At 59.7% G+C, this 22861-nt stretch carries 24 protein-coding genes and 1 pseudogene; 11 read left to right on the top strand and 14 right to left on the bottom strand.

Features of this window, described 5'->3' with window-relative positions; genetic code table 11:
• Positions 1-25 precede the first annotated feature (25 nt).
• The 3 genes from ppk2 to ACFORG_RS21845 all read left to right on the top strand — a co-directional run bounded on the left by ppk2 (position 26) and on the right by ACFORG_RS21845 (position 2316).
• The gene (gene ppk2, locus ACFORG_RS21855) at positions 26-895 is read left to right on the top strand and encodes a polyphosphate kinase 2 (protein ID WP_386737710.1); all 870 of its coding nucleotides are present in this window, start codon (positions 26-28) and stop codon (positions 893-895) included.
• Positions 888-1499, top strand: a complete 612-nt coding sequence (locus ACFORG_RS21850; protein ID WP_386737709.1) for a TetR/AcrR family transcriptional regulator — start codon at positions 888-890, stop codon at positions 1497-1499. The genes ppk2 and ACFORG_RS21850 overlap by 8 nt, the downstream gene beginning before the upstream one ends.
• A gap of 67 nt (positions 1500-1566) precedes the next feature.
• Positions 1567-2316: an FkbM family methyltransferase gene (locus tag ACFORG_RS21845; protein WP_386737708.1), complete on the top strand. Its 750-nt coding sequence runs from the start codon at positions 1567-1569 to the stop codon at positions 2314-2316.
• Between the two features lie 58 nt (positions 2317-2374).
• Here ACFORG_RS21845 and rpsI read toward each other — a convergent pair whose 3' ends face one another.
• From rpsI to ACFORG_RS21830, 3 genes are all read right to left on the bottom strand, one after another.
• On the bottom strand, positions 2375-2881 hold the full coding sequence (gene rpsI, locus ACFORG_RS21840; RefSeq protein ID WP_386737707.1) for a 30S ribosomal protein S9: 507 nt from the start codon (positions 2879-2881) through the stop codon (positions 2375-2377).
• A gap of 5 nt (positions 2882-2886) precedes the next feature.
• The gene (gene rplM, locus ACFORG_RS21835; protein ID WP_386737706.1) at positions 2887-3345 is read right to left on the bottom strand and encodes a 50S ribosomal protein L13; all 459 of its coding nucleotides are present in this window, start codon (positions 3343-3345) and stop codon (positions 2887-2889) included.
• 170 nt (positions 3346-3515) lie between these two features.
• Entirely contained in the window at positions 3516-4919 is a 1404-nt protein-coding gene (locus ACFORG_RS21830) for an aminotransferase-like domain-containing protein (RefSeq protein WP_386737705.1), read from the bottom strand.
• Between the two features lie 98 nt (positions 4920-5017).
• Between ACFORG_RS21830 and ACFORG_RS21825 the strand changes: the two genes are divergently transcribed.
• Positions 5018-5245: a DUF1127 domain-containing protein gene (locus tag ACFORG_RS21825; RefSeq protein WP_386737704.1), complete on the top strand. Its 228-nt coding sequence runs from the start codon at positions 5018-5020 to the stop codon at positions 5243-5245.
• 67 nt (positions 5246-5312) lie between these two features.
• Here the strand turns inward: ACFORG_RS21825 and ACFORG_RS21820 are convergent, their stop codons facing one another.
• On the bottom strand, positions 5313-5756 hold the full coding sequence (locus ACFORG_RS21820; RefSeq protein WP_386737703.1) for a PaaI family thioesterase: 444 nt from the start codon (positions 5754-5756) through the stop codon (positions 5313-5315).
• A gap of 58 nt (positions 5757-5814) precedes the next feature.
• On the opposite strand from ACFORG_RS21820, the gene ACFORG_RS21815 reads away from it, so the two are divergent.
• The 5 genes from ACFORG_RS21815 to gluQRS all read left to right on the top strand — a co-directional run bounded on the left by ACFORG_RS21815 (position 5815) and on the right by gluQRS (position 11049).
• Positions 5815-6600: an enoyl-CoA hydratase gene (locus tag ACFORG_RS21815; protein ID WP_386737702.1), complete on the top strand. Its 786-nt coding sequence runs from the start codon at positions 5815-5817 to the stop codon at positions 6598-6600.
• A 273-nt stretch (positions 6601-6873) separates the two neighbouring features.
• Positions 6874-8238 (top strand): methylenetetrahydrofolate--tRNA-(uracil(54)-C(5))-methyltransferase (FADH(2)-oxidizing) TrmFO, encoded by a 1365-nt coding sequence (trmFO, locus tag ACFORG_RS21810; protein WP_386737701.1) that lies wholly within the window; start codon positions 6874-6876, stop codon positions 8236-8238.
• Between the two features lie 59 nt (positions 8239-8297).
• Positions 8298-9506 (top strand): calcium-binding protein, encoded by a 1209-nt coding sequence (locus tag ACFORG_RS21805; RefSeq protein ID WP_386737700.1) that lies wholly within the window; start codon positions 8298-8300, stop codon positions 9504-9506.
• Between the two features lie 71 nt (positions 9507-9577).
• A complete protein-coding gene (locus tag ACFORG_RS21800) occupies positions 9578-10192 on the top strand; it encodes a class I SAM-dependent DNA methyltransferase (protein WP_386737699.1) in 615 nt (204 codons plus the stop codon).
• Positions 10189-11049: a tRNA glutamyl-Q(34) synthetase GluQRS gene (gene gluQRS, locus ACFORG_RS21795; RefSeq protein ID WP_386737698.1), complete on the top strand. Its 861-nt coding sequence runs from the start codon at positions 10189-10191 to the stop codon at positions 11047-11049. Before ACFORG_RS21800 ends, gluQRS begins: the two co-directional genes overlap by 4 nt.
• On the opposite strand, the pseudogene hisI reads toward gluQRS, so the two are convergent.
• A pseudogene (hisI, locus tag ACFORG_RS21790) lies at positions 11046-11436 on the bottom strand (phosphoribosyl-AMP cyclohydrolase). The gene gluQRS and the pseudogene hisI overlap by 4 nt on opposite strands.
• 48 nt (positions 11437-11484) lie before the next feature.
• On the opposite strand from hisI, the gene ACFORG_RS21785 reads away from it, so the two are divergent.
• Positions 11485-11937, top strand: coding sequence for an iron-sulfur cluster assembly scaffold protein (locus ACFORG_RS21785; RefSeq protein ID WP_386737697.1), 453 nt, complete (start codon positions 11485-11487; stop codon positions 11935-11937).
• Positions 11938-12362: 425 nt separating this feature from the next.
• On the opposite strand, the gene recG is transcribed toward ACFORG_RS21785, so the two are convergent.
• From recG to sciP, 4 genes are all read right to left on the bottom strand, one after another.
• Positions 12363-14453, bottom strand: coding sequence for an ATP-dependent DNA helicase RecG (gene recG / locus ACFORG_RS21780; protein WP_386737696.1), 2091 nt, complete (start codon positions 14451-14453; stop codon positions 12363-12365).
• Positions 14450-16573, bottom strand: coding sequence for an NAD-dependent DNA ligase LigA (ligA, locus tag ACFORG_RS21775; protein WP_386737695.1), 2124 nt, complete (start codon positions 16571-16573; stop codon positions 14450-14452). Before ligA ends, recG begins: the two co-directional genes overlap by 4 nt.
• Positions 16574-16685: 112 nt before the next feature.
• Positions 16686-17402 carry a response regulator transcription factor CtrA gene (gene ctrA / locus ACFORG_RS21770; RefSeq protein WP_386737694.1) on the bottom strand — a complete coding sequence of 239 codons (717 nt, stop codon included), beginning with the start codon at positions 17400-17402 and terminating at the stop codon, positions 16686-16688.
• Positions 17403-17501: 99 nt separating this feature from the next.
• Positions 17502-17780, bottom strand: coding sequence for a CtrA inhibitor SciP (gene sciP / locus ACFORG_RS21765; protein ID WP_386737693.1), 279 nt, complete (start codon positions 17778-17780; stop codon positions 17502-17504).
• 134 nt (positions 17781-17914) lie between these two features.
• Between sciP and mnmA the strand changes: the two genes are divergently transcribed.
• Positions 17915-19060 (top strand): tRNA 2-thiouridine(34) synthase MnmA, encoded by a 1146-nt coding sequence (gene mnmA, locus ACFORG_RS21760; protein ID WP_386737692.1) that lies wholly within the window; start codon positions 17915-17917, stop codon positions 19058-19060.
• Here the strand turns inward: mnmA and ACFORG_RS21755 are convergent, their stop codons facing one another.
• Genes ACFORG_RS21755 through fabZ form a run of 5 tightly spaced genes read right to left on the bottom strand, consistent with a single transcriptional unit; the run spans position 19061 to position 22851 of the window.
• Complete coding sequence (locus ACFORG_RS21755; protein WP_386737691.1) at positions 19061-19645, bottom strand: hypothetical protein; 585 nt, start codon at positions 19643-19645, stop codon at positions 19061-19063.
• Complete coding sequence (lpxB, locus tag ACFORG_RS21750) at positions 19642-20796, bottom strand: lipid-A-disaccharide synthase (RefSeq protein WP_386737690.1); 1155 nt, start codon at positions 20794-20796, stop codon at positions 19642-19644. Before lpxB ends, ACFORG_RS21755 begins: the two co-directional genes overlap by 4 nt.
• The gene (locus tag ACFORG_RS21745; RefSeq protein WP_386737689.1) at positions 20796-21593 is read right to left on the bottom strand and encodes an LpxI family protein; all 798 of its coding nucleotides are present in this window, start codon (positions 21591-21593) and stop codon (positions 20796-20798) included. Before ACFORG_RS21745 ends, lpxB begins: the two co-directional genes overlap by 1 nt.
• 2 nt (positions 21594-21595) lie before the next feature.
• Positions 21596-22381 carry an acyl-ACP--UDP-N-acetylglucosamine O-acyltransferase gene (gene lpxA, locus ACFORG_RS21740; RefSeq protein ID WP_386737688.1) on the bottom strand — a complete coding sequence of 262 codons (786 nt, stop codon included), beginning with the start codon at positions 22379-22381 and terminating at the stop codon, positions 21596-21598.
• Positions 22378-22851 (bottom strand): 3-hydroxyacyl-ACP dehydratase FabZ, encoded by a 474-nt coding sequence (gene fabZ, locus ACFORG_RS21735; protein WP_386737687.1) that lies wholly within the window; start codon positions 22849-22851, stop codon positions 22378-22380. The genes lpxA and fabZ overlap by 4 nt, the downstream gene beginning before the upstream one ends.
• Positions 22852-22861: the final 10 nt, after the last annotated feature.

The raw sequence follows: 22861 nt of genomic DNA, 5'->3' as shown, positions 1-22861 counted from the left end.
TACGGATTTCTTTGGGAGGCGCCGGATGACCAAGGTGAAGCACGGGGCAATTGCCCGTTTCCTGCACGAGGAAGCCCCCAAGCACATAAAAAAGCGCGTTCTGGATGCGGGAAAGGACGAAATCCTGAACCCAGCATACCCTTACGACGAACGCATGTCGGGCAAGTCGTACGACAAGCAGATGGACGCATTGCAGATCGAACTGGTCAAGATGCAGTCCTGGGTCAAAGAGACGGGCCAGAGGGTTCTATGCATCTTCGAGGGGCGCGATGCGGCCGGAAAAGGCGGCACAATCAAACGGTTCCGAGAAAATCTTAATCCACGTGGCGCGCGCGTCGTGGCCCTTGCCAAACCGTCGGACGCGGAACGGACGCAATGGTATTTCCAGCGTTACATCACCCATCTGCCCTCGGGGGGCGAAATCGTCTTTTTTGATCGCAGCTGGTACAACCGTGGTGTCGTCGAAAAGGTATTCGGCTTTTGCACAGACAGACAGCGCGAAAGGTTCTTCCGTCAGGTACTTCCGCTGGAGCATGGGTTGGAGAACGACGGCATCAGAATCTTCAAGTTCTGGCTCAATGTCGGTCGGGCGGAACAGCTGAACCGCTTCCTCAAGCGGGAAGAGGATCCGCTCAAGCATTGGAAACTCAGCCCGATCGATGTTGATGGCTTGGGAAAGTGGGATGCCTATTCAGAAGCAATCGAAGAAACGCTCAGGCGCAGCCACTCTACCTACGTTCCATGGACAATCATCCGGTCCGACGACAAGAAACGGGCGCGCCTTGCTGCGATCCGAACCTTGCTGCACGGGCTGGATTACGACGACAAGGACATCAAGGCCATCGGCAAGATAGACGAAAAAGTCTGCGGAGGCCCCGAGCTCTGGGATGCCTAAACGCGGCTATCACCATGGCAATCTCAGGCAGGCGCTGATGGATGCTGCCCTGTCGCTGATCGAGGAGAAAGGCCCCACGGGCTTTACCCTGTCGGAGGCTGCAAAGAAGGCCGGGGTAACCCCTGCCGCCGTTTATCGTCATTACGACGGGCGCGAAGACCTGATTGCCGAGGCCGCGCGGCAGGGCTTTGAAATGTTCGCCGACTTGATGCAATACGCCTATGACAAGGGACAACCCTCGGCCCTCGCCGCGTTCGAGGCCACCGGTCGCGCCTACCTTGCTTTTGCGCGCAGACATCCTGGCCATTACATCGCCATGTTCGAAAGCTCGATTTCGGTCAACCGCACGCCTGAACTGGCTGCGGCCGCCGCACGGGCCAAATCGGTTCTTGAAAAGGCGGCGGCAGACTTGTCGCAGCATATTCCTCCCGAAAAAAGGCCGCCGGCATCGATGTTCAGCGCACATATCTGGGCGATGAGCCACGGAGTCGTTGAACTGTTTGCGCGCAATAACGGCGGGGCCTCTCCATTTCCGCCCGAGGACTTGCTGGAAAGCGGCATCGGGATCTACCTGCGCGGCTTGGGCCTGATCGAACAGGACTGACGCCAGCGCTTGCCGCAGACATGGTGGCTCGCTATGACCGAAGGGACCGTGTGGAGGAGCAGCACCCGTGAGCCATTCTATTTCGAACACCACCCTCGTCCGCCGCGATCGCCTGCGCCAACTCAAGGAACGGGAAAAGGCCTGGTTCGACCTTGGCTTCCTCAAGGCCGTTGAACCGGAGTATCGAAGCCGCTGCATCGACTTGCTGGACCAGTCGAAATCTCAGTTACGGCAAGATCTTTTCGCACTGTCCCGCAACGGGTTCGAGCGCGACAGGTTCTTCGTGGAGTTCGGTGCGACGGACGGTGTGGAGCTGAACAACACTCATCTTCTCGAGCACGCGTTCGGATGGCGGGGGATCCTGGCCGAGCCGGCACGCGGCTGGCATGACGATCTAAAGAAGAACCGCAGCTGTACGATCGAGACGCGTTGCGTTTGGAATGCCAGCGGCGAGAAACTGGGCTTTACCGAGGCGCCGCGGGGCGAGAACTCGGGCATTTCGACCTTCGTCAAGTCCACCCGGCGACTAAGGGGACAAAACTACGAGGTTGAAACGATTTCACTGAATGACCTTCTCGAAAGTCACGGTGCGCCCGCGCATATCGACTACATCTCGATAGATACAGAAGGCAGCGAGCTCGACATCCTGACGGCCGTCGATTTCGACAAGTGGAGTTTCGGCGCCATGACGATCGAGCACAACTTCCAGCCTCAACGCCAACCGATCCACGCCCTGCTGACCGAAAAGGGATACGTTCGGGTGCTGGAGGACTGTTCGCAGTTCGACGACTGGTACGTCCCGGCACCGAGAGAATAGCGCCAACAAAAAAGGCCGCGCAAAGTGCGCGGCCTTTGATCTTTGTGCCTGTTGGCGATCAGCGCTTCGAGAACTGGAAGCTGCGGCGCGCTTTCGCACGGCCATACTTCTTACGCTCGACCACGCGGCTGTCGCGGGTCAGGAAGCCGGCGGCCTTGAGCGCGCCACGCAGCGAGGGATCGTAAAGCTGCAGCGCTTTCGAGATACCGTGCTTGACCGCGCCGGCCTGACCGGTGAGACCACCGCCCTTGACGGTCGCCATCACGTCGAACTGACCTTCGACACCGGCGACCTGGAAGGGCTGGTTTAGGATCAGCTGCAGCACGGGACGTGCAAAGTATTTTGCCATTTCCTTGCCGTTGACCACGACCTTGCCGGAGCCGGGCTTGATCCAGACGCGGGCAACCGCGTCCTTCCGCTTGCCGGTGGCATAGGAACGGCCCAGTTCATCACGAACGGGCTCGCGTGCGATTTCGAGGTCTTCTGCAGTGGAGCCTTGAACGGCGCCGATATCGTCGGTCACGGCCTTGGCGAGCTCGTCGAGCGTCTTGATTTCGTCAGCCATCTGAATCAGCTCCGGGTGTTTTTCTTGTTCATGGACTTTACGTCCAGAATCTCGGGGTTCTGCGCGTCATGCGGGTGCTCGGCACCGGCGTAGATCCGCAGGTTGGTCATCTGCTGGCGCGACAGGCGGTTGCCGGGCAGCATGCGCTTGACGGCCTGGAAGACCACGCGCTCGGGGTGTGCACCCTCGAGGATCTGCTGCTTGGTGCGCGACTTGATGCCGCCGGGATGGCCGGTATGCCAGTAGAAGTTCTCCTGACGTTTGTTGCCGGTCATCTGCACCTTGTCGGCGTTGATGATGATAACGTTGTCGCCCATGTCCATGTGCGGGGTGAAAGACGCCTTGTGCTTACCGCGCAGGCGCATGGCAACGATCGAAGCGAGGCGGCCCAGAACGACACCCTCGGCGTCGATCAGGATCCACTTCTTGTCGATATCTGCCGGAGTTGCAGAAAAGGTTTTCATGGCAGGATGATCCTGTTTGATGTGAAAGACCGACCTGCGAACAGGCCGGTCCGAATTCGATGGTCGGCTTTTAGAGAAGCTTCATTTCCTCGTCAAGCGGCTCGATCCTTGTATTTTCATTACAAAACAACACCTTACAAAATAGGTATCAATATACCCCAAAATCTGATTCATACGCTGATCTGCTCCGGCGGATTATCCAGCAGGGCCCGGAGGCGAAGCATGGCAGCTTCGAACGTGTCCAGTGGTACGTGCCCGTTCATTGCGATGCGTACAGCGTTCGGCGCGCGTCCGTCGCGCAGGGCGAATTCATCCGCCGACCGGATCTGCACCCCGGCCTTCTCTGCCGCACGCGTGAACGCGGCAGCCCGCCAACCAGACGGCAACTTCAACCAGACAAAAGGAATTTCTGCGTCCCATACCAAGTCGAACCTGCCGAGAGCATTCACCGTGACACGAATGTAATCCGACATCCGGCGCCGGACCTTCGTCACCAGATCGGGCGTTCGCGGATCGGACAGCATCAACCTGATCAGTTCCGCCAGCGGCTGGGCAAGCCCGAAAAAGCCATACTCGGCTGCGCGACGCAAATCCGGACCGCGGCCTTCGGGAGCGACGGCAAAGCCGACGCGCAACGCGGGCGTCAACGTCTTGGATATGGACGCAATATGCCACCCCCGTTCGGGCGCCAGCGCGCGAAAGCTGGGCGCACGCGTCTCGCCGATGCGGTAACAATCATCCTCGACGATCTGGATGTCATGACGGCGCGCGACGTCGACGATCTGCTTCCGCCGTGACAGTGGCATGTGCGATGCGGTCGGGTTCTGAACCTCGGGCGAAACGCAGACCGCCTGCACCCTGTGCTGACGTGCGGCCGCCTCCAAAGCGTCCGGCAATACGCCATGCCCATCCATCTCGACGGCCACGACCTCGGCCCGCATCAATTCCGCTGCCCTGCGAAACCCGGCATAAGACAGTTCCTCGACCGCGATCGTTGGTTTCGGCGATTTCAGGATCGTCTGGAACGTGACGCAAAGCGCATTCTGCCCGCCATGGGTCAATACAACGTCCTCGGGCGTCAATGGACCAAGAGGCAGAGTCGAAAGCCAGTCCGCCACGACATGGCGCAGTGGAAGATAGGAATCGCGTGTAGGGTAGTTGAGAAACAATGCGGCATCGGCCTGTGCCACCTTGGACAGGCACTCGCGCATCAGGGCCACCTGCCCCACGTCGGCGAGACGCGGGCTGAACAGGCTCACATGGTCTGGATCAGCCTGTTCCAGTAGGTGCAGCTGTCGCGACCAGACATCGTCAAGCAAAGGTGACTTCGGTGGCGCGACAAAGGTCCCGCGCCCCACTTCGGCCGACAGCAACCCCTCATCCGTCAGGATGGTGTAAGCCCGCGCCACGGTTCCTGGCGTGATGCCCAATCGAAAAGCAAGGTCACGCACCGGGGGCAGCTTGGCCCCCACCGCAAGTGTCCCTGCGTCGATTGCTTGCCGTATCGTGTTCGCCACGGCCTTGTATTTCGGGCCGCTTTGGGTTGGTAGCGCCTCGGGCCAAATTGTATCCATTACAATCTTTCTTTTGCGCAGGGTGCATCATTGATTGTATCGGTATTTCGTACCAAGACAAAACGGATTGTGTCAATACAAACTGAAAGGCCACGATCATGACCCGTGCGATCCATCACCGCCCCCTCACGTTGCTGAACGCCAGCCCACGGCTGCCGCTGATCGCTGCGCTTGCGGTACGTTTCGCGGCGACGGTCACCCTATGGCAACGACGCCGCAGCACGCGATTGAACCTGGGCAAGTTGGATGATCGTCTGTTGCAAGATGTCGGCCTTACACCGAGAGCGGCGCATAACGAAGCGCGCCGCGCCTTTTGGCAGATTTGAGTGTTTCCCCTGTCCCTGTCCCCAGGGACTTCTTCCTGGCCGGGGTTCTCCCCGGCCTTTTTTCGTCTTAGCCCATGCGCGCCGCGGCAGACCCTTCGGGCGGCAGCGAATAGGTCATCGTGGCACGGGCCACCGGCTTGTCCGAGCCTTCTGAGTACATCAGAACATCGCCCACAGCGAGCGTACGACCCAGCTTTAGCAGCCGGCAATCGGCCAGCATGTCCCGGGCTCCCTCGGGCTTGCGCATGAAGTCCATCGAGCAATTGGTGGTAACGGCCAACGCCTGCCGGCCCTTTCGCGCCAGCACCATCGCGTAGACCGCAACATCGGCCAGACCGAACATGGATGGCCCCGAAACCGTCCCACCGGGGCGCAAGTGTCGATCGGTCACCAAGAGGCGCATTGTCAGGCTGTCTTCGTCCAGACGTTCGAGCGCGAAATCCTCGGCGACTTGCGGAAAGACCTGTTTGAGGTATTCCGACAATTCTTCTTTGGCCAGTGCCAGCGCCATGCTTTTACTCCTTGTTACTTGCGCCTAGAGTTGCCCCGAGTTTCTTTGGGAGAGCAAGATGGCAATTCTGGAACGTAACGACGCGGGCGCTGTCGCGTATCTGACGATGAACGCGCCCGAACGCCTCAACGCCCTGAGCGACGAGATGATCGCCGCGCTTCAGGAAACGTTCGACACCTTGAAAACCGACCGCTCGATCCGTGTCATCGTGCTGTCCGGTGCCGGCAAGGCATTCTGCGCCGGTCACGACCTCAAGCAGATGACCGCCGGCAGACAGGCAGAAGATGGCGGCAGGGCCTACTTCAAGGATCTCTTTGACCGCTGCGCCCGGATGATGACGACGATCCGGGGCTTGCCGCAACCTGTCGTGGCTCAGGTGCACGGCATCGCCACGGCAGCTGGCTGCCAGCTTGTCGCCAGCTGCGACATGGCCGTCGCCGCCGAGGGCACCCGGTTTGGCGTGAACGGTGTGAATATCGGGCTGTTCTGCTCCACTCCCATGGTTGCCTTGTCGCGAAACATTCCGCGCAAGCATGCCTTTGAAATGCTGACCACAGGCGAATTCATCGAGGCCGGGCGCGCCCGCGAACTGGGCCTCGTCAATCGCGTGGCCCCAATCGATGAATTGGGGACAGAGGCGCAAGCCCTGGCCAACACCGTCGCGGCAAAACTCGGCTCGGCAGTGAAGATCGGCAAGGAAGCGTTCTACAACCAGATACAGATGCCTGTCGATGCGGCCTACGCCTATACGGGCGAGGTGATGGTCGAAAACATGCTTAACCGTGATACGGAGGAAGGCATCGCCGCCTTTATCGAGAAAAGACCACCGGATTGGAGCCAGTGACAGCGCGTTTGGCATCAATCGAGACAAATTGTTTCCAAATTCGCCCTTTAAAAAAGGGCAAGAACGTGGCATTTCTCTGTCATCGGCTTCGGCCGCAATGATTTTGGGTCGCCGCGGGCGGAAGGTTCCTCCTAGCTGGCTCTCTCTCCAGCGCGACATTCCCGCAGCGGCGACCCCAAAACAGCGACACCCCCACTCGTTAAATCGTGCAAGCCGCGTGGCGCCGTGACATGGCCGTTGCGCATTGCCCCACCCTGCCCTATGTCGCGCCTCATGACAGAGAAACTGCATATCGTAGGCGGCGGCATGGCCGGGTCCGAGGCGGCATGGCAGGCCGCGCAGATGGGTGTGGACGTGGTCATCCACGAAATGCGCCCCAAGGTCGAGACCTTTGCCCATCGGACTGGAAGCCTGGCCGAGATGGTCTGTTCGAACTCGTTCCGCTCGGATGATGACGAGCAGAATGCCGTGGGCCTTCTTCATTGGGAGATGCGGGCGGCCAATGGCTTGATCATGTCCAGTGCCGACGCACACCGTTTGCCTGCAGGCGGCGCCTTGGCCGTCGACCGCGACCCGTTCGCGGAAACGGTCACCAACCGGCTGAAATCGCATCCCCGCGTTTCAGTGACCGAAGAAGAAGTGATCGATCTTCCAGAACACGGGCATTGGATTTTTTCCACCGGCCCGCTGACTTCGCCTGCCCTGGGAGAAGCGATCGCCAAGGCGACAGGCGCGGATTCCCTGGCCTTCTTCGACGCCATTGCGCCGATCGCCTATGCCGAAAGCATCGACATGAACGTGGCCTGGCGCCAGTCGCGTTATGACAAGGGCGACACCGAGGAAGAGCGAACCGCATATATCAACTGTCCCATGACACGTGCGGAATACGAGGCCTTCATCGACGCGCTGCTGGCCGCAGACAAGACCGAGTTCCACGAGGGCGAGACAGCCGGGTACTTCGATGGCTGCCTGCCGATCGAGGTCATGGCCGAACGAGGGCGCGAAACCCTGCGTCACGGCCCGATGAAACCGGTCGGCCTGACCAACCCGCACAAGCCCGACGAAAAACCCTATGCGGTCGTCCAGCTGCGGCGCGACAATGCACTTGGCACGCTCTACAACATCGTCGGGTTCCAGACGAAGATGAAGTACGGCGCACAGACCGAGGTTTTTCGGATGATCCCGGGCCTCGGAGAAGCGCGCTTTGCCCGTTTGGGCGGCATACACCGCAACACGTTCCTGAACTCCCCCACGCTCCTCGACGAGCAGATGCGCCTTCGGTCGCGGCGTCATATCCGGTTTGCCGGGCAGATCACCGGGGTCGAAGGGTACGTGGAGTCGGCCGCAATGGGCCTGCTGGCCGGTCGCCTGGCAGCAGCCGAGATCCTAGAGCGCCCGCTACCGCCTGTTCCGCAGGACAGCGCGATGGGCGCCCTAATCCATCACATCACCGGTGGAGCCGACGCCAAAACCTTCCAGCCGATGAACGTCAATTTCGGCCTGTTCCGACCTGTGGACGGTCTCAAGGGGGGACGACGGGGACGCAAAGATCGTTACAAGGCCTATACCGACCGAGCAAAACAGGCTTGGGCAGCATGGCTAGACAGCTGCGCCGAAACAGGTGTCGAACCTGCATGAATTAACGTCATAGCCGCTATTCCCTTCGCCATGTATGATGTCCTTGGGGGGATGAAGAGATGGTAGTCTTGATTGGCGGACCCGGCGATGACACGCTGCTGGGCCTTTCCGGCAACGATATGCTGATCGGCCTGGGAGGCAATGATCGGCTGGAAGACGATTTCGATGGCGACGATACGCTCGACGGCGGTCCGGGGCGTGATCTTCTTCTCGGCGGGTCGGGTAGCGATCTGATGTTGGGCGGAGGCTCCGCCGACACGATGAATGGCGGCGATGATGGCGACGACCTTCGAGGGGGCGATGGATGGGACATCCTGCGCGGACAAGCCGGAAACGATCGCCTGTCCGGAGCGGACGGCAACGACTCGCTATACGCGGGCATCGGCAATGACAGCGCGTTCGGAGGCAATGGCAGGGACGTAATGTACGGCCATGCCGGACGTGACCTGTTGTCGGGCCAGGCAGATGCCGACTCGATTTACGGCGGCGCGGCGAACGACACGATCTTCGGCGGCGATGGCAACGACACGCTCCATGGGGATGCGGGAGCGGACTCGATCTTCGGCGGTAGCGGCGCGGATGAGCTGCACGGGCATATCGGAAACGATACCCTGCTTGCCGGCCCCGGTAACGATACGGTCGAAGCGCTGGATGGCGACGACCACATCGAAGGCGGCAGCGGCGCGGACGTACTGATCGGTCATGACGGGAATGACGTGATCGATGGCGGTGACGGGGCGGATTCGCTTGCCGGGTGGGCCGATTCCGACACCTTGTACGGCGGTGATGGAAACGACACGCTGAATGGCGGCGCGGGCGACGACTTCATCTGGACCAACCAGGGCAATGACCTGTTCGTCGATTCCGCTGGCGGTGGAAACGACACTGTTATCGGAGGGTTCGGTCAAGACACCCTGACCGCCGTCGACGGCAACGATATCTTGCGAGGTCGCTGGGGAAACGACGTGGTTCAGGGCGGTCTTGGCAACGACACGATAGACGGTGGCATGGGTGATGACCTGCTGTCTGGCGGCGCCGGATCGGATCTGTTCCGTTTCCGGCCCAATTTCGTAATGGGCGATGATACGATCACGGATTACACGGATGGCGTAGACAGTTTTCGCTTCGACGGGTTGTCCTTCGACGCGCTTACCATCGAGGCAGATGGCTTGGATACGATGATCCGCTGGCATGATGGCAGCATCCGCCTAAAGGATGTGGAAAGCTCGGTTATCGCGGAGGAGGATTTCGCGTTTTTCTATCTATGACTGGATCATGCAAGGATCAGTCTGACTGGAAAACGGTTGACACCGCTTCGATCAGCCGAGACCCTTGATACATGTCCGAGAAATTTCTTGATGCCGTCTACAAGGCGCGAAATGCCAAGGAGACCCGCGATCTGTACGATGATTGGGCGTCGACCTACGATGCCGAGATCGCGGAGAACGGTTACGCTACACCTGGACGCGTTGCTGATGCACTGTGGAAACGGGTGTCCGAACCAACGAAACCTGTGCTCGATTTCGGCTGTGGCACAGGTCTTTCGGGTGTCGCGCTGCGCGCAGCTGGCTTTCAGGTCATTGACGGGATGGATCCGTCACCCGGAATGCTCGAAAGCGCGCGTGAAAAAGGCGCCTATCGCGACCTGTCGCTACTGGACCTCGATGACGAGACTCCGATCGCGGAAGGCGCGTATGAGCTGATCACGGCAACCGGTGTTATCGGAGTGGGCGCGGCGCCCCCTAAAACCTTCGACATGCTGATGAAGGCCCTGCCTCGCGGCGGCAAGCTTGCGTTTTCCTTCAATGACCATGCTCTGGCCGATGCAAGCTACGAGGGGCGGTTGTGCGAATGGCTGGACATCGGTGCAGCGCGCTTGCTGAGTAAAGAATATGGCCCTCACCTGCCCGGCCACAACTTGAAGGCAAATGTATACGTCGTTGAAAAGACGTGACCTTCAGAACACGTTTCGCACCTTCACCGACGGGTCCGCTGCATCTGGGCCATGCCTATTCGGCTTTGCTGGCCTATGACATGGCCAAAGCGGCAGGAGGTGAGTTCCTGCTGAGGATTGAAGATATCGACCAAAGCAGGTCCCGCGACGCTTGGGAACGGCAGATTTACGAGGATCTGCGCTGGCTCGGGGTGACTTGGCCCGACCCCGTCATGCGCCAATCGGATCGTCACTCACATTACGCCAAAGTGGTATCGAAACTTAGCGCGATGGGACTGACCTATGCGTGCAACTGCAAGCGGGCCGACATTGACGCCGCAGCGGGTGCACCGCAGGAAGGTATGCCTCAATTCGGGCCTGACGGGCGGATTTATCCCGGGACCTGTCGACATCGTCCCATGTCTGACGCAGGTCCAAACGACGTCATCAGACTGAACATCAAGAAAGCTGTGGATGTCGTTGATTTATCGACATTCAACGAAACAGGCCAGAGGTACTCCGGCATTCATGCCCTGAAGGCGGATGACCTGATCGAAACGATTGGCGATGTGGTTCTCGTGCGCCGGAACATGGCCGGGTCCTATCACCTTTCGGTCGTGATCGATGACGCGGATCAAGGAATAACCCATGTCGTGCGCGGCGAAGACTTGTTCGAGGCGACTCGAATCCATGTATTGCTGCAAACGCTTTTGGGGTTCCCGGTTCCGATCTATCACCATCACCGCCTGGTCAGGGACGCGGCCGGCAAACGTCTTGCCAAGCGCGACGATGCCCGCGCCATCTCAAAATACCGTGGCGACGGTGCAAGCCCGGCCGACATTCGGAAAATGGTCAGGCTGCACATGGCCCGAACCTAGTATTCCGGGCTCATCAACTCGACCTCTTCGCCGTCTCTGACCGCAGTGTAGAAACAGCTGCGCCGATTGGTATGGCAGGCTGGCCCGGTCTGATTGACAACCACGAGCAAGCAATCGCGATCACAATCCACCCGGAAATCAACCAGCTCCTGAACATGGCCCGAGCTCTCGCCCTTGACCCAGAAACTCTGGCGGGAACGGGACCAGTAGGTCACGCGCCCTGTCTCCAGTGTTTTCTGAACCGACTCCGCGTTCATCCAGGCCATCATCAGTATTTCACCGCTTTGCGCGTCCTGTGCGATGGCCGGAATGAGGCCGGCGTCATTATAGCTCAGGCTGTCAGTGGTGAAGTTCTGCGGACTGGACATGATGGAAAACCTTTTGCATCGAAGCGATCGGCCACTATCTATTGAGAACGAAAGACGAGGGAAAGCCATGTCCGGCGAAAACGACCTGATAAAGCTATACTCCGGGCGCATACTGGCGCTTGCAGCCGACATACCCCATCTGGGCCGACTCGACGCACCAGATGCGACCGTCAAGAAGCGTTCGCCCTTGTGCGGCTCGACAGTGACTGTTGATCTCAAGCTCGAAAATGGCCGGGTCGCTGAGTTCGCCCAAGACGTCAAAGCATGCGCGCTTGGCCAGGCTTCGGCAGCAGTTGTCGGTGAGGCCGTGATCGGACGCACCCGTGCCGAGATCGAAACGGCGCGTGACGAGCTAAAGGCAATGCTGAAGTCGGGCGGTGAAGCGCCCTCTGCACCGTTCGACGGTCTCGAAGTACTTATGCCTGCGCGTGAATACAAGAACCGCCATGCCTCGATCCTTCTGGCGCTGGAAGCGACCGCCGAGGCGATGGAACAGGCCGAGAAGGCCGCCTGCGCCTGATACTGCACGAAAAAACCGCCGCACTTCCGGATAGGGAAGAGCGGCGGCAAGAATAGCGTTTCCATGTGGGGTCCGGGCCGACAGGAGAGGCCGAGGCATGGCGTCTCAGGGGTCTTGGGACAGGCAGGTCACCCTTGGCATCGGATAGGATGGGATGCGCGGGCGGCCCGGCACGGTAAACGCAGGCAGAAATCAGAAACCGGGCAAGTGCAGCGCGACCATCAGGATCACTACGAGAGATGCCGCGCCGACCATGTCGTGAAACAGCGTTGCACGCGAACGAAGAAGTGTCGTCTTGATCTGGGTAAGCATGGTCTCTCTCCCGGCAAAGTCAGGTCTTAACTCTTTGTTGACCCTTTGTTCTCATCTTTCACCGACTCGGTCAAGAACTTTATGAGAACATTCGCGAACATCCGAGAACACATTCACCCGACAGATATCAATCGGATCGCTCTGTCCTGTTGCATCAACCACAGGAGGATGCGCGCAGCCTTGCCTCTGGGCCCATCCAATTCAGGATCCGCGGCCAACAAGGCTCTCGCATCGGATTGGGCGATGGCCATCAGACCGGCCTGCCGTTCAAGATCGGCGATCCGGAACCGTGGCAAGCCCGATTGCGCCGTGCCGATCAGGTCACCCGCCCCGCGCATTTCAAGGTCGGTTTCGGCGATGCGGAACCCGTCTTCGGTCTGTCGGAGCACCTCAAGCCGTTTACGCCCCCCTTCGCTGAGCGGGGCCTGATACATCAGAAGGCAGGTGCTTTCGGCCGCCCCACGCCCTACTCGGCCACGCAACTGGTGCAACTGCGCAAGGCCGAATATCTCGGCGCGTTCAATGACCATGATCGAGGCATTCGGGACATTGACGCCGACTTCGATGACCGTGGTCGCCACCAGGACCTTTGTCTGGCCAGACTGGAACGCTGCCATGGCCGCGTCTTTTTCGGCCGGCGGCATCTGACCGTGGACCAGACCGACAATCCCATCGCCCAATGTAGCGCGCAGCCGCTTGAACCGCTCTTCGGCTGAGGTCAGATCGCTGACCTCGGATTCATCCACCAGCGGACAGACCCAATAACACTGTCGGCCCTCACCGATTGCCCGCCGAAGATGACCAACCACGTCGTCCATGCGCTGCGTGCTGACGATGGCGGTTTTCACCGGTTTGCGTCCGGGAGGTTTCTCATCAAGAACGGAAACATCCATGTCGCCATATTGCGATAATGCAAGGCTGCGCGGGATCGGCGTCGCAGTCATAACCAGAACATCCGCGCCCTTGCCTTTTTCTGCCAGTTCCATTCGCTGTCGTACGCCGAAACGGTGCTGCTCGTCGACGATCGCAAGGCGCAGACCGTGAAACTTCACGTCAGATTGGAAAACAGCGTGGGTCCCCACGAGGATCTGGATATCGCCGCGTTCCAGCGCAGCGAGCTTTGCGCGCCGTTCCGGCCCCTTGTCGCGCCCGGTCAACAGTTCGAGGACCACGCCAGCCTCCTCGGCGAGCGGGCGCAACCCTTCGAGATGCTGTCGCGCGAGGATCTCGGTAGGGGCCATCATCACCCCCTGCCCGCCCGCTTCAACGGCGACGAGAAGGGCCATGAATGCGACGAGGGTCTTTCCCGCGCCCACATCCCCTTGGAGCAAGCGGTTCATCCGGGTGTCGGCAGCCATATCCGCGGCGATTTCTTCGATGGCGCGTGTTTGCGCCCCTGTCGGCCTGTAAGGAAGGGTTTTCAGCACTTTCGCCTGCAACCGCCCCGTTGCCCGGCTCGAGATGCCGCGTGACTTGCGCTCACGTCGTCGCGCCAGTGCCAGCGTCAGTTGATGCGCCAGCAACTCGTCATAGGCCAGCCGTGCCCGAGCCGGTGCAGTTGGCAGGATGTCGTCCAAACCGCGTGGCGTGTGGCAGGCACGAATGGCATCTCTCCAGGACGGCCAGTTCTCCCGTTTGACCTGCGCAGGATCAGCCCATTCCGGCAGGTCCGGCGCGCGTGCAAGCGCGCTGTTTGCCGCCTTGAAGGCAGTCTTTTGGGTCACCCCGTGTGTCAGGTGGTAGACCGGTTCGAACTCGGGAATTTCACCTGCGTCTTCGACCGGCGCGATATGGTCGGGATGGACCATCTGCGCCATGCCATCGAAAAGCTCGAGGCGGCCAGACACGAGACGGCGTGCCCCTTGGGGCAATACCCGCCTCAGGTACTCGCCGCGGGCGTGAAAGAAGACGAGTTGAAAGTCTGTCCGCGCATCTTCGACATGGATACGGTAGGCGCCACCACGACTCCGTGGTGGACGGTGCGCACCCACGGTGACCTCGACCGTGGCCGTGGATGGCAGGTCCAGCCCGTCGATCGTCTCGCGCCGCCGCCTGTCGATCACGGCGTATGGGAGGGCAAAGAGAACGTCGCGCGGACTCTCTATCTCGATTTGTCCCAATAATTTCGCGGTTTTGGGCCCCACGCCCTCCAGCGTTTCCAGGTCGGCAAACAGAGGGTAGAGGATTTCCGGTCGCCCACTCATCCGTCGCCGATAAGGGCGAGCCACCCATCCTCGTCAACGGTTTCAATTCCAAGTTCCGCTGCTTTCTTGGCTTTTGATCCGGCACCGGGGCCGGCGACAAGCAGGTCGGTCTTGGCGCTCACAGACCCCGACACCTTGGCCCCCAGCGCTTCGGCGCGGGCCTTGGCCTCGGCACGGGTCATTTTTTCCAATGTCCCGGTGAACACCACCGTTTTTCCAGCCACCGGGCTGTCGCTTGCTTGCGCCGCCAAGGGTTGAATATCGAGATGGGCGACAAGGCGCTCGATCGACGCCCGCTCTTCGGGCTGGGCAAGACTGGTGACCAGCGCTCGGGTCAGCGTATCACCCACACCGTCAATCCCGGTGAATTCGGCCCAGGCGGTTCCGCTTTCACCTTCCTTGGCGGCTCGGTCGGCCGCATCAGCCAGAGCGGCCCAATCACTGAAATGTCGGGCCAGATCCTTGGCAGCCACCTCGCCGAGGTGGCGGATCCCAAGGCCAAAGAGAAGCCGATTGAAATCCACGTTTCGGCTGGCATCAATGGCCGCGAAGAGGTTTTCGGCAGATTTCTCGCCCCAACCTTCGCGGTTCTTGAGTTGTTGAAGTCCGCTGCCGAACCGCTCACGAAGGGTAAAGATCTCAGCAGGTTCGCTGATCCAGCCATCGCGGTAGAATTGCTCGACCTGTTTCGCCCCCAAGCCCTCGATATCAAAAGCTGCGCGAGATACGAAATGCTTCAGCTTCTCCACCGCCTGCGCGGGGCAGATCAGCCCCCCGGTGCAACGGCGGACAGCGTCGCCTTCCTCCCGGATCGCTTCGCTACTACATTCGGGACAGATGGTCGGGAATTCGAAAGGCGTCGCATCTTTCGGGCGTTTAGAAAGGTCCACATCGGCAATCTTGGGAATCACATCCCCGGCACGATACACCTGCACCCAGTCGCCGATGCGGATGTCCTTGCCATCGCGGATCTGGCCGCCTTTTGCATCGCGTCCCGCAATGTAATCCTCGTTGTGAAGTGTCGCATTTGACACCACCACCCCTCCGACCGTGACCGGGGCAAGGCGCGCCACGGGGCTGAGCGCACCCGTACGTCCGACCTGAATGTCGATAGCCTCAAGACGCGTCCAGGCCAGTTCGGCCGGAAACTTGTGCGCAATCGCCCATCGCGGCGTGGTCGACCGAAACCCCAGGCGACCTTGCAGCGCCAGATCGTTCACCTTGTAAACCACGCCGTCGATATCATAGCCGAGGGTGGCTCGTTGTGCCTCAATCTCGCGGTAATGCGCGACCATCTCGTCGGGTCCGTCGCAAAGCCGCGTCAAAGGGTTGGTTGCAAAGCCAAGCGAACGAAGTCTCTCGATGGCCAAGATTTGCGTTTCCGCCAGTGCAGCAGAGGCCTCACCCCATGCATAGGCAAAAAATCGCAAGGGTCGATCGCGCGTGACACTCGGGTCGAGTTGTCTCAGCGACCCGGCCGCGGCGTTGCGCGGGTTGGCAAACCTCTTACCGCCCGCATCTGCCTGCCGCTCATTCAAGTCCGCGAAGTCCTCATGCGACATATAGACTTCGCCACGTACCTCAAGGACATCCGGTGCATCCGCCAACCGCTCCGGGATATCATCGATGGTACGAGCGTTGGCGGTCACATTCTCGCCCACCTCGCCATCGCCACGGGTTGCAGCCTGAACAAGGTTCCCGTTCTCATAGCGCAGCGACAATGACAGACCGTCGATTTTGGGCTCGGCCGTGTAATTCAATCGACTGTCCAGATCGAGGCCCAGATACTTGCGAACCGAACGGTCGAAATCGCGCACTTCATCGTCGTCGAATGCATTGCCAAGCGACAGCATACGAACGGCATGGGTCACCTTGGCAAAACCCTCTGCCGGGCGTGCGCCAACTTGCTCGGAAGGGCTGTCCTCGCGTTTCAGAGCGGGGAACGCGGTTTCGATTTCTGCGTTTCGACGCTTCAGCGCGTCGTATTCCGCATCGCTGATCTCGGGCGCGTCTTCGGTGTGATAAGCTTTGTTCGCGCGGGCCAGGAGATCGGCCAACCGCGCCAGTTCGGACCGCGCTTCAGCCTCGCTCAACTGGCTCGGTTCCTTTGTGTCTGTCATGACCTCGCCCCGGTGCGTTCAATTCCGCACAAGTGATAGGGCGAGGCCATGGGCAGGTCCAGACGTCCCGTGAGTGTGAGGCAAGATCGGTCAGGACTTATGGTGAGGTTCGTCAGGCCCCGACGGCTAGGCGCGGATCGTCGATCGAATCTTTCTGCGGATCGCGCAAAACGTATCCGCGTCCCCAGACGGTTTCGATATAGCTCTCCCCTCCGGTCGCGGTGGAGAGTTTCTTGCGCAGCTTGCAAATGAACACATCGATGATCTTGAGTTCCGGCTCGTCCATGCCGCCATAAAGATGGTTCAGGAACATTTCCTTTGTCAGCGTCGTGCCCTTACGCAAAGAGAGGAGCTCCAGCATCTGGTATTCCTTGCCGGTCAGATGCACGGGTTGCCCCTCGGCCTCGACCGTTTTTGCATCGAGATTGACCGAAACCTTGCCGGTTCGGATCACCGATTGGGAATGCCCCTTTGATCGCCGAATGATCGCATGGATTCGCGCCACGAGTTCTTCGCGATGAAAGGGCTTGGTCAGATAGTCATCCGCACCGAAACCAAATCCCTTGATCTTGCTTTCCGTATCATCCGCACCTGAGAGGATAAGAATCGGCGTTTCGATCCGAGCCATACGCAATTGACGCAAGACCTCGTGACCATTCATGTCGGGCAGATTGAGGTCGAGCAGAATCAGATCGTAATCGTAGAGTTTGGCGAGGTCGATACCCTCTTCCCCCAGATCGGTCGCGTAGACATTTAGGTTTGCGTGCGTGAGCATGAGTTCGATGCTTTTCGAGGTCGTCGGATCGTCCTCGACAAGAAGGATGCGCATTATCAGATCTCCGCCTTAAACCGATGTTCTCATTCGGTTCGACGGTGGCCAATAAAGGTTAACTCCGCGTTACCGATAATGTATTTATTCACAATCAACCTAAAGTTGTCGATATTTTTTGAGCGTCGTTACCTTGAGCGCATCCGCGCCATGTTCGGCCAAGGCACCGACCCAGGAATTGAATTCTTCGTCGCTCAACCCGTAAATGCGTTTCGCCTCGGACGTCGTGATCAACCCATAGAGAACGCCGCGCACCACGGCGATCTTTCGCGATGCTACCCAACGCCGCGTATCGGGCGCCGGAAGATCGGCGCGTGTCATTATCGTACCGTCCGGCAGTGTAACGGATCGCGGGCCTTCAACCTTTCGCAAGAACATCGTCTGCTCCTTTCTCGACTTCGGCTGGACTCTTGCGAAGCCTACTTAACCGCCGATGAAACCGCCCCTTGAGAGTGTGTCGGATTTTCCTATATTCTGGCGGTCTTCTCCGTTTCCGATCAGGATGAATCATCATGGCTCTCGACAGCGAGACACCGCTCAACTCTTTGGGCTTTGCGAAACCGCCCGCGCAAACGCGGGTCGTGGTTGCGATGTCGGGCGGCGTCGACAGTTCCGTCGTGGCGGCACATTTGCACGACCAGGGCTACGACGTGGTCGGAGTGACCCTGCAGCTCTACGATCACGGGGCTGCCCTTGCGAAAAAAGGTGCGTGCTGCGCTGGCATCGATATCCACGATGCGCGTCGGGTCGCAGAAGAACGCGGTTTTCCGCATTACGTTCTCGACTATGAGAACATTTTCAAGGATGCCGTGATCGATGAGTTCGCGGACAGCTATCTCGCTGGTGCAACACCGGTTCCATGCATCCGCTGCAACGAACGGGTGAAGTTCAAGGACCTATTGGAAACGGCCCGCGACCTGGAGGCCGATTGCATGGCGACGGGCCACTACATCCAACGCAAACAAGGCCCGCATGGCCCCGAACTGCACAGCGCCGAGGATGCGAACCGCGACCAAAGTTATTTCCTGTTCTCCACCACACCGGAGCAACTGGACTATCTACGCTTTCCGCTGGGCCATCTGCCTTCGAAGGATGCGACGCGAGCGCTTGCCGCACAGTACGGTCTTGCCGTGGCTGACAAGCCCGACAGCCAAGACATCTGCTTTGTACCCAACGGCAACTATGCCAGCGTGATCGAGAAGCTGCGGCCCGGGGCGGCAGAGCCGGGTGAAATTGTTCACGCGGACGGTCGCGTTCTAGGCGCGCATGAAGGCGTTATCCATTATACCATCGGGCAGCGCCGAGGCCTGGGCATCGGCGGATTGAGCGAGCCACTTTACGTTGTCAAACTGGATGTCGATAACAGGCGTGTCGTTGTTGGCCCCAAGGAAATGCTGGCCACGCGGACCATTCCCGTTCGTGAAATCAACTGGCTAGGCGACGCGCCCTTTACCTCGCAAAAGGAATGGCACCTCTCGGTTAAGGTCCGGTCCACGCGCCCTGGGCGCGAAGCGATCGTGCGTCCGATCTCGGAAACCGAAGCCGAGGTGGAACTGTTTACACCCGAAGAAGGGGTATCGCCCGGGCAGGCCTGCGTGTTCTATGAAACCGACGGAACGCGCATTTTTGGCGGGGGATGGATCTGGCGCGGCGCCTGATCATTGCAGATCGGTCGAGGTATTCGCCAGAATGTAAAGCCCCACCGAGATCAGGATATAGGGCGCAATTTTGTCGGAATGTTCGCCCAGACGTGCCAGCAGCCGTGAGCGATTGTGGCTAAGCGCCGCGAGACATCCCAGTGCTGCGACCGCGACCATTGCGCCGATCAACCCTGTCATTCGGAAAATGCCGGCGGACTCGGCAAGTAGCGGTGCCATGACCGAAAAACTGTCGATCGACAGGCCGAGAAAGACAGTTGCTGCTACCAGAAGTGACCCCTGAGGTCGAATTGCATCGTCACTTTCATTGCCGTTTCGAATCTGTCGCCAAACGCCGTGCACTCCAAGACCAAGGGGAAGCAGGCCGAGAAATCCCGTCCAGCGCGGGGAGATGTCACCGAGGCCAAGCCCGACGGCCATCGCGGCGAGCAAGACGAGGACCTGCGCAAGGATGTAGCCGCCGACGGCACGCGGAACGCCCATAGAAACGCAAGCCGCCATAAGCACCGCAAAGTTATCGAGGTTTGTAAGGATCTGCGCCAGCGCAGCCGTCGCGCCGAACAGAATCACATCAACGGAAGTCACGGCATACGGTCCAGAACGGCCCGCGCGGCGCGGAAGCCTGGCGCCTCACCGCCACGGCCCAGACGTTGCATCGTCGCGCTCATTGCCGAAGCTTGCGCTCCGGGCGATGAATAAACCGCGGTCAGTTTGTCCGCGATACGCTCTGGCGTGCAGTCCGGTCCGAGGCATTCCGGCACCGCCCGAGTTTCGCTCACGAGGTTGACGAGGGTCACTGTATCCACAGTCACCATGCGTTCGGCTATTTTCTGCGTCAGCCAGCTGACCTTGTATGCAATGACCATCGGGGTCGATTGAGCCGCAAGTTCCAGTGAAACTGTCCCGGACGCGGCCAATGCCAGTCCCGCTGCGCCGAACGCTGCTCGCTTTTGCGTCGCAGACCCGGTCGGATCCGAAGAATCCGGTGTGAGGACCACCGGCTTGCCGGGCCACCGGGCCGTGTAGTCCGACACCAGTGCCGCAACATGTGGCACGGTCGGGACAACCACGCGCCATTCAGGCTTGTCAGCAAGAAACCGGGAAACCGCCGCACCGAAAACCGGTGCGAGACGTTCGACCTCCCCACGCCGGGAGCCGGGCAGAACAAGAAGTATCGGCGCCTCACCCAGCCCTGATCGCGTCCTGAACGCCTCGATTTCAACGGCGGTGGCAACGGGTTCATTCACGACAGGATGACCGACGAAATCGCACTTCATGCCTGCACGCTCCATCCAGGGCGGCTCGAAAGGCAACAGAGCGAGAACATGGTCGATGACCTTGGCCATCTTGTCCGCTCGTCCCGGCCTCCAGGCCCAGACGCTGGGCGCGACATAGTGAACCGTGCGGATGCTGCTGGCGGCCTTGATCCGACGGGCTACACGCAGACCGAAATCGGGACTGTCGATCGTGATCAGAACATCGGGGCGGAATTCGAGAACCGCTTGTGCGGTTTCCTCTATCCGCCGTTTGAGGTGAAAGAACTTCGGCAGAACCTCCACTAGTCCCATCACGCTCAATTCTTCCATCGGGAAGCGACTGCTAAACCCTTGGGCTTGCATGTTGGACCCACCGACGCCGTCAAAAACGATGTCAGGGCACAGCTCTCGCAACCCCTCCATTAACGCCCCGCCAAGCCGGTCGCCCGAGGGTTCTCCGGCCACCAGGAAGACACGCATCAGGATGCGCGCTCCCTTACCATGAGGAACAAACCAAGCGCGTTGCATTCCGCTACAACGGCCTCTCGATCGAGAACGATCACCCCGCCCTTTTCAATCACGATGCCGGACAAACCCGCCGCAACTGCGGCATTGACCGTATCCGGACCGATGGTCGGCAAATCGACCCTTCGATCCTGATCGGGTTTGGGAGCCTTGAAGAGGACACCACCGCCTGCATCAGGGCGCAAAGTCAGAGAGCGCAACATCCAATCCGTGCCAAACAAGCTCTCTATCGCCAAAGCTTGTCCGCGCAGGACGACACAGGCTTGCCCCACATCGACAGAACTCATGGCCCGAACGATCCCGGCGGCACGCGCGGCGTCGTCAATATCTTGCTCTTCCGGATGGTGTTCGGTAAGGCACCCGACCGGTGGCAGAATGGCAGGTGCGATTTCATGCGCACCGCTTACGACAAACCCGGCTTCTTCGAAGATCTCGACAACCGCGCGTAGCGCACCGTCGTCACCGGCGAGGATCGCTTTCTGCAGTCGCGGAACGAGGCGCATGGTGGCTGCATCGATGCGGGACGGGTCAACCTCGGGTCGGCGGGTGGCACCCGCCATACAGACCCTCTCGACGCCCCGCTCCTTCAAATCACGCAGAAGCGTGCCAAGCGTTTCTATGCGGAACCATAGGTCGACAGACAGGTCATCCGGCGCGAACCCTTCCAGCCCACAGATCAACGGCGGTTCGGATTGGTGTCGAACCACCTCTGCCGGCAAGGCCCCTTCGCCTGCAATCAAGGCCAGAGCCATGTTCAGACCTTTGGCGTATGGAAGGAGCGATCACTGTCGCTCAGGATGAAATCGGTTATCTCGCGCACATAAGCGCTTTGCGTACTGTCCCGAAGCGCCCGCGCCCTGTCCTGAAACGAACCTTCGGACCCCGCCAGGGCTTTGAAACCGTCCCGCAGTGCAGATATGTCTTCGCGCGGCACGCCGCGCCTGCGCAAGCCGACGAGGTTGAGCCCCACGAGGCTACCGGCAGCGGCCTGAACCTGACCATAGGGAATCACGTCATGCGTGACCTTGGTCAGACCGCCAACAATTGCACCTTTTCCAACGCGCACGAACTGGTGCACGCCCGACAAGCCCCCTATGATCGCGTCGTCACCCAGAACGACATGACCGGCAAGCGCGACCTGGTTGACCACGATCACGCGATCCCCGACTTGGCAATCATGCGCGATATGGCAGCCGGCCATGAACAAACCGTCATCTCCGACCCGGGTTATCCCACCGCCGCCCTCGGTGCCGCAGTTCATGGTCACATGCTCGCGGATGCGGTTTCGCTTGCCGATGACAAGTTTGGTGTCCTCACCGCCGAATTTCTTGTCCTGCGGTATCTCTCCAATCACCGAGAAACTGTATATAGTTGTATCTTCGCCAATCTCGGTGTCTCCGGTGACGACAACATGCGGCTTCAACTCCACCCTGTCGCCCAGTCGCACCTTGGACCCGATCACACAATAAGCACCGATCACGCAATCGGCTCCGACCTGCGCGCCTTCTTCGATGATTGCTGTCGGGTGGATCTCGCTCATGTCGTCTTTTCCATGGTCCAGTCGACATAGGCCGAGAATTCTGCCTCGGCCGCGGTTTCACCGTCGACGACAGCCTTGCCACCGAACTTGAAAATCTTGCCGCCCTGTTTGCCGCGCAGGGTTTCGACATGCATCTCCATTACGTCGCCTGGGACAACCTTGCGACGGAACTTGGCTTTTTCGATGTTCATGAAGTAGATCAGCAATTCGCTGTCCACCACGTCGAACCCTACCCCCAACATTACGCCGGCCGTCTGCGCCATTGCCTCGATAATGGTGACGCCGGGCATGATGGGCGTGCCCGGGAAATGCCCCTGGAAATGCGGTTCGTTCATCGTAACGTTCTTGATCCCGCGCGCGGACTTGTACCCGTCGATGTCGACGACCTTGTCCACCAGCAGAAACGGATAGCGGTGCGGCAAGATCCGTTGGATCAACTGGATATCTGCGCTCTTTAGGGTGTCGCTCATCGTTGGAACG

Source organism: Lutimaribacter marinistellae (assembly GCF_042648365.1).
Classification (GTDB): Bacteria; Pseudomonadota; Alphaproteobacteria; order Rhodobacterales; family Rhodobacteraceae; genus Lutimaribacter_A; species Lutimaribacter_A marinistellae.
Note: the sequence above shows the minus strand (reverse complement) of the source record. Positions and strands in the feature narration are given on the sequence as shown.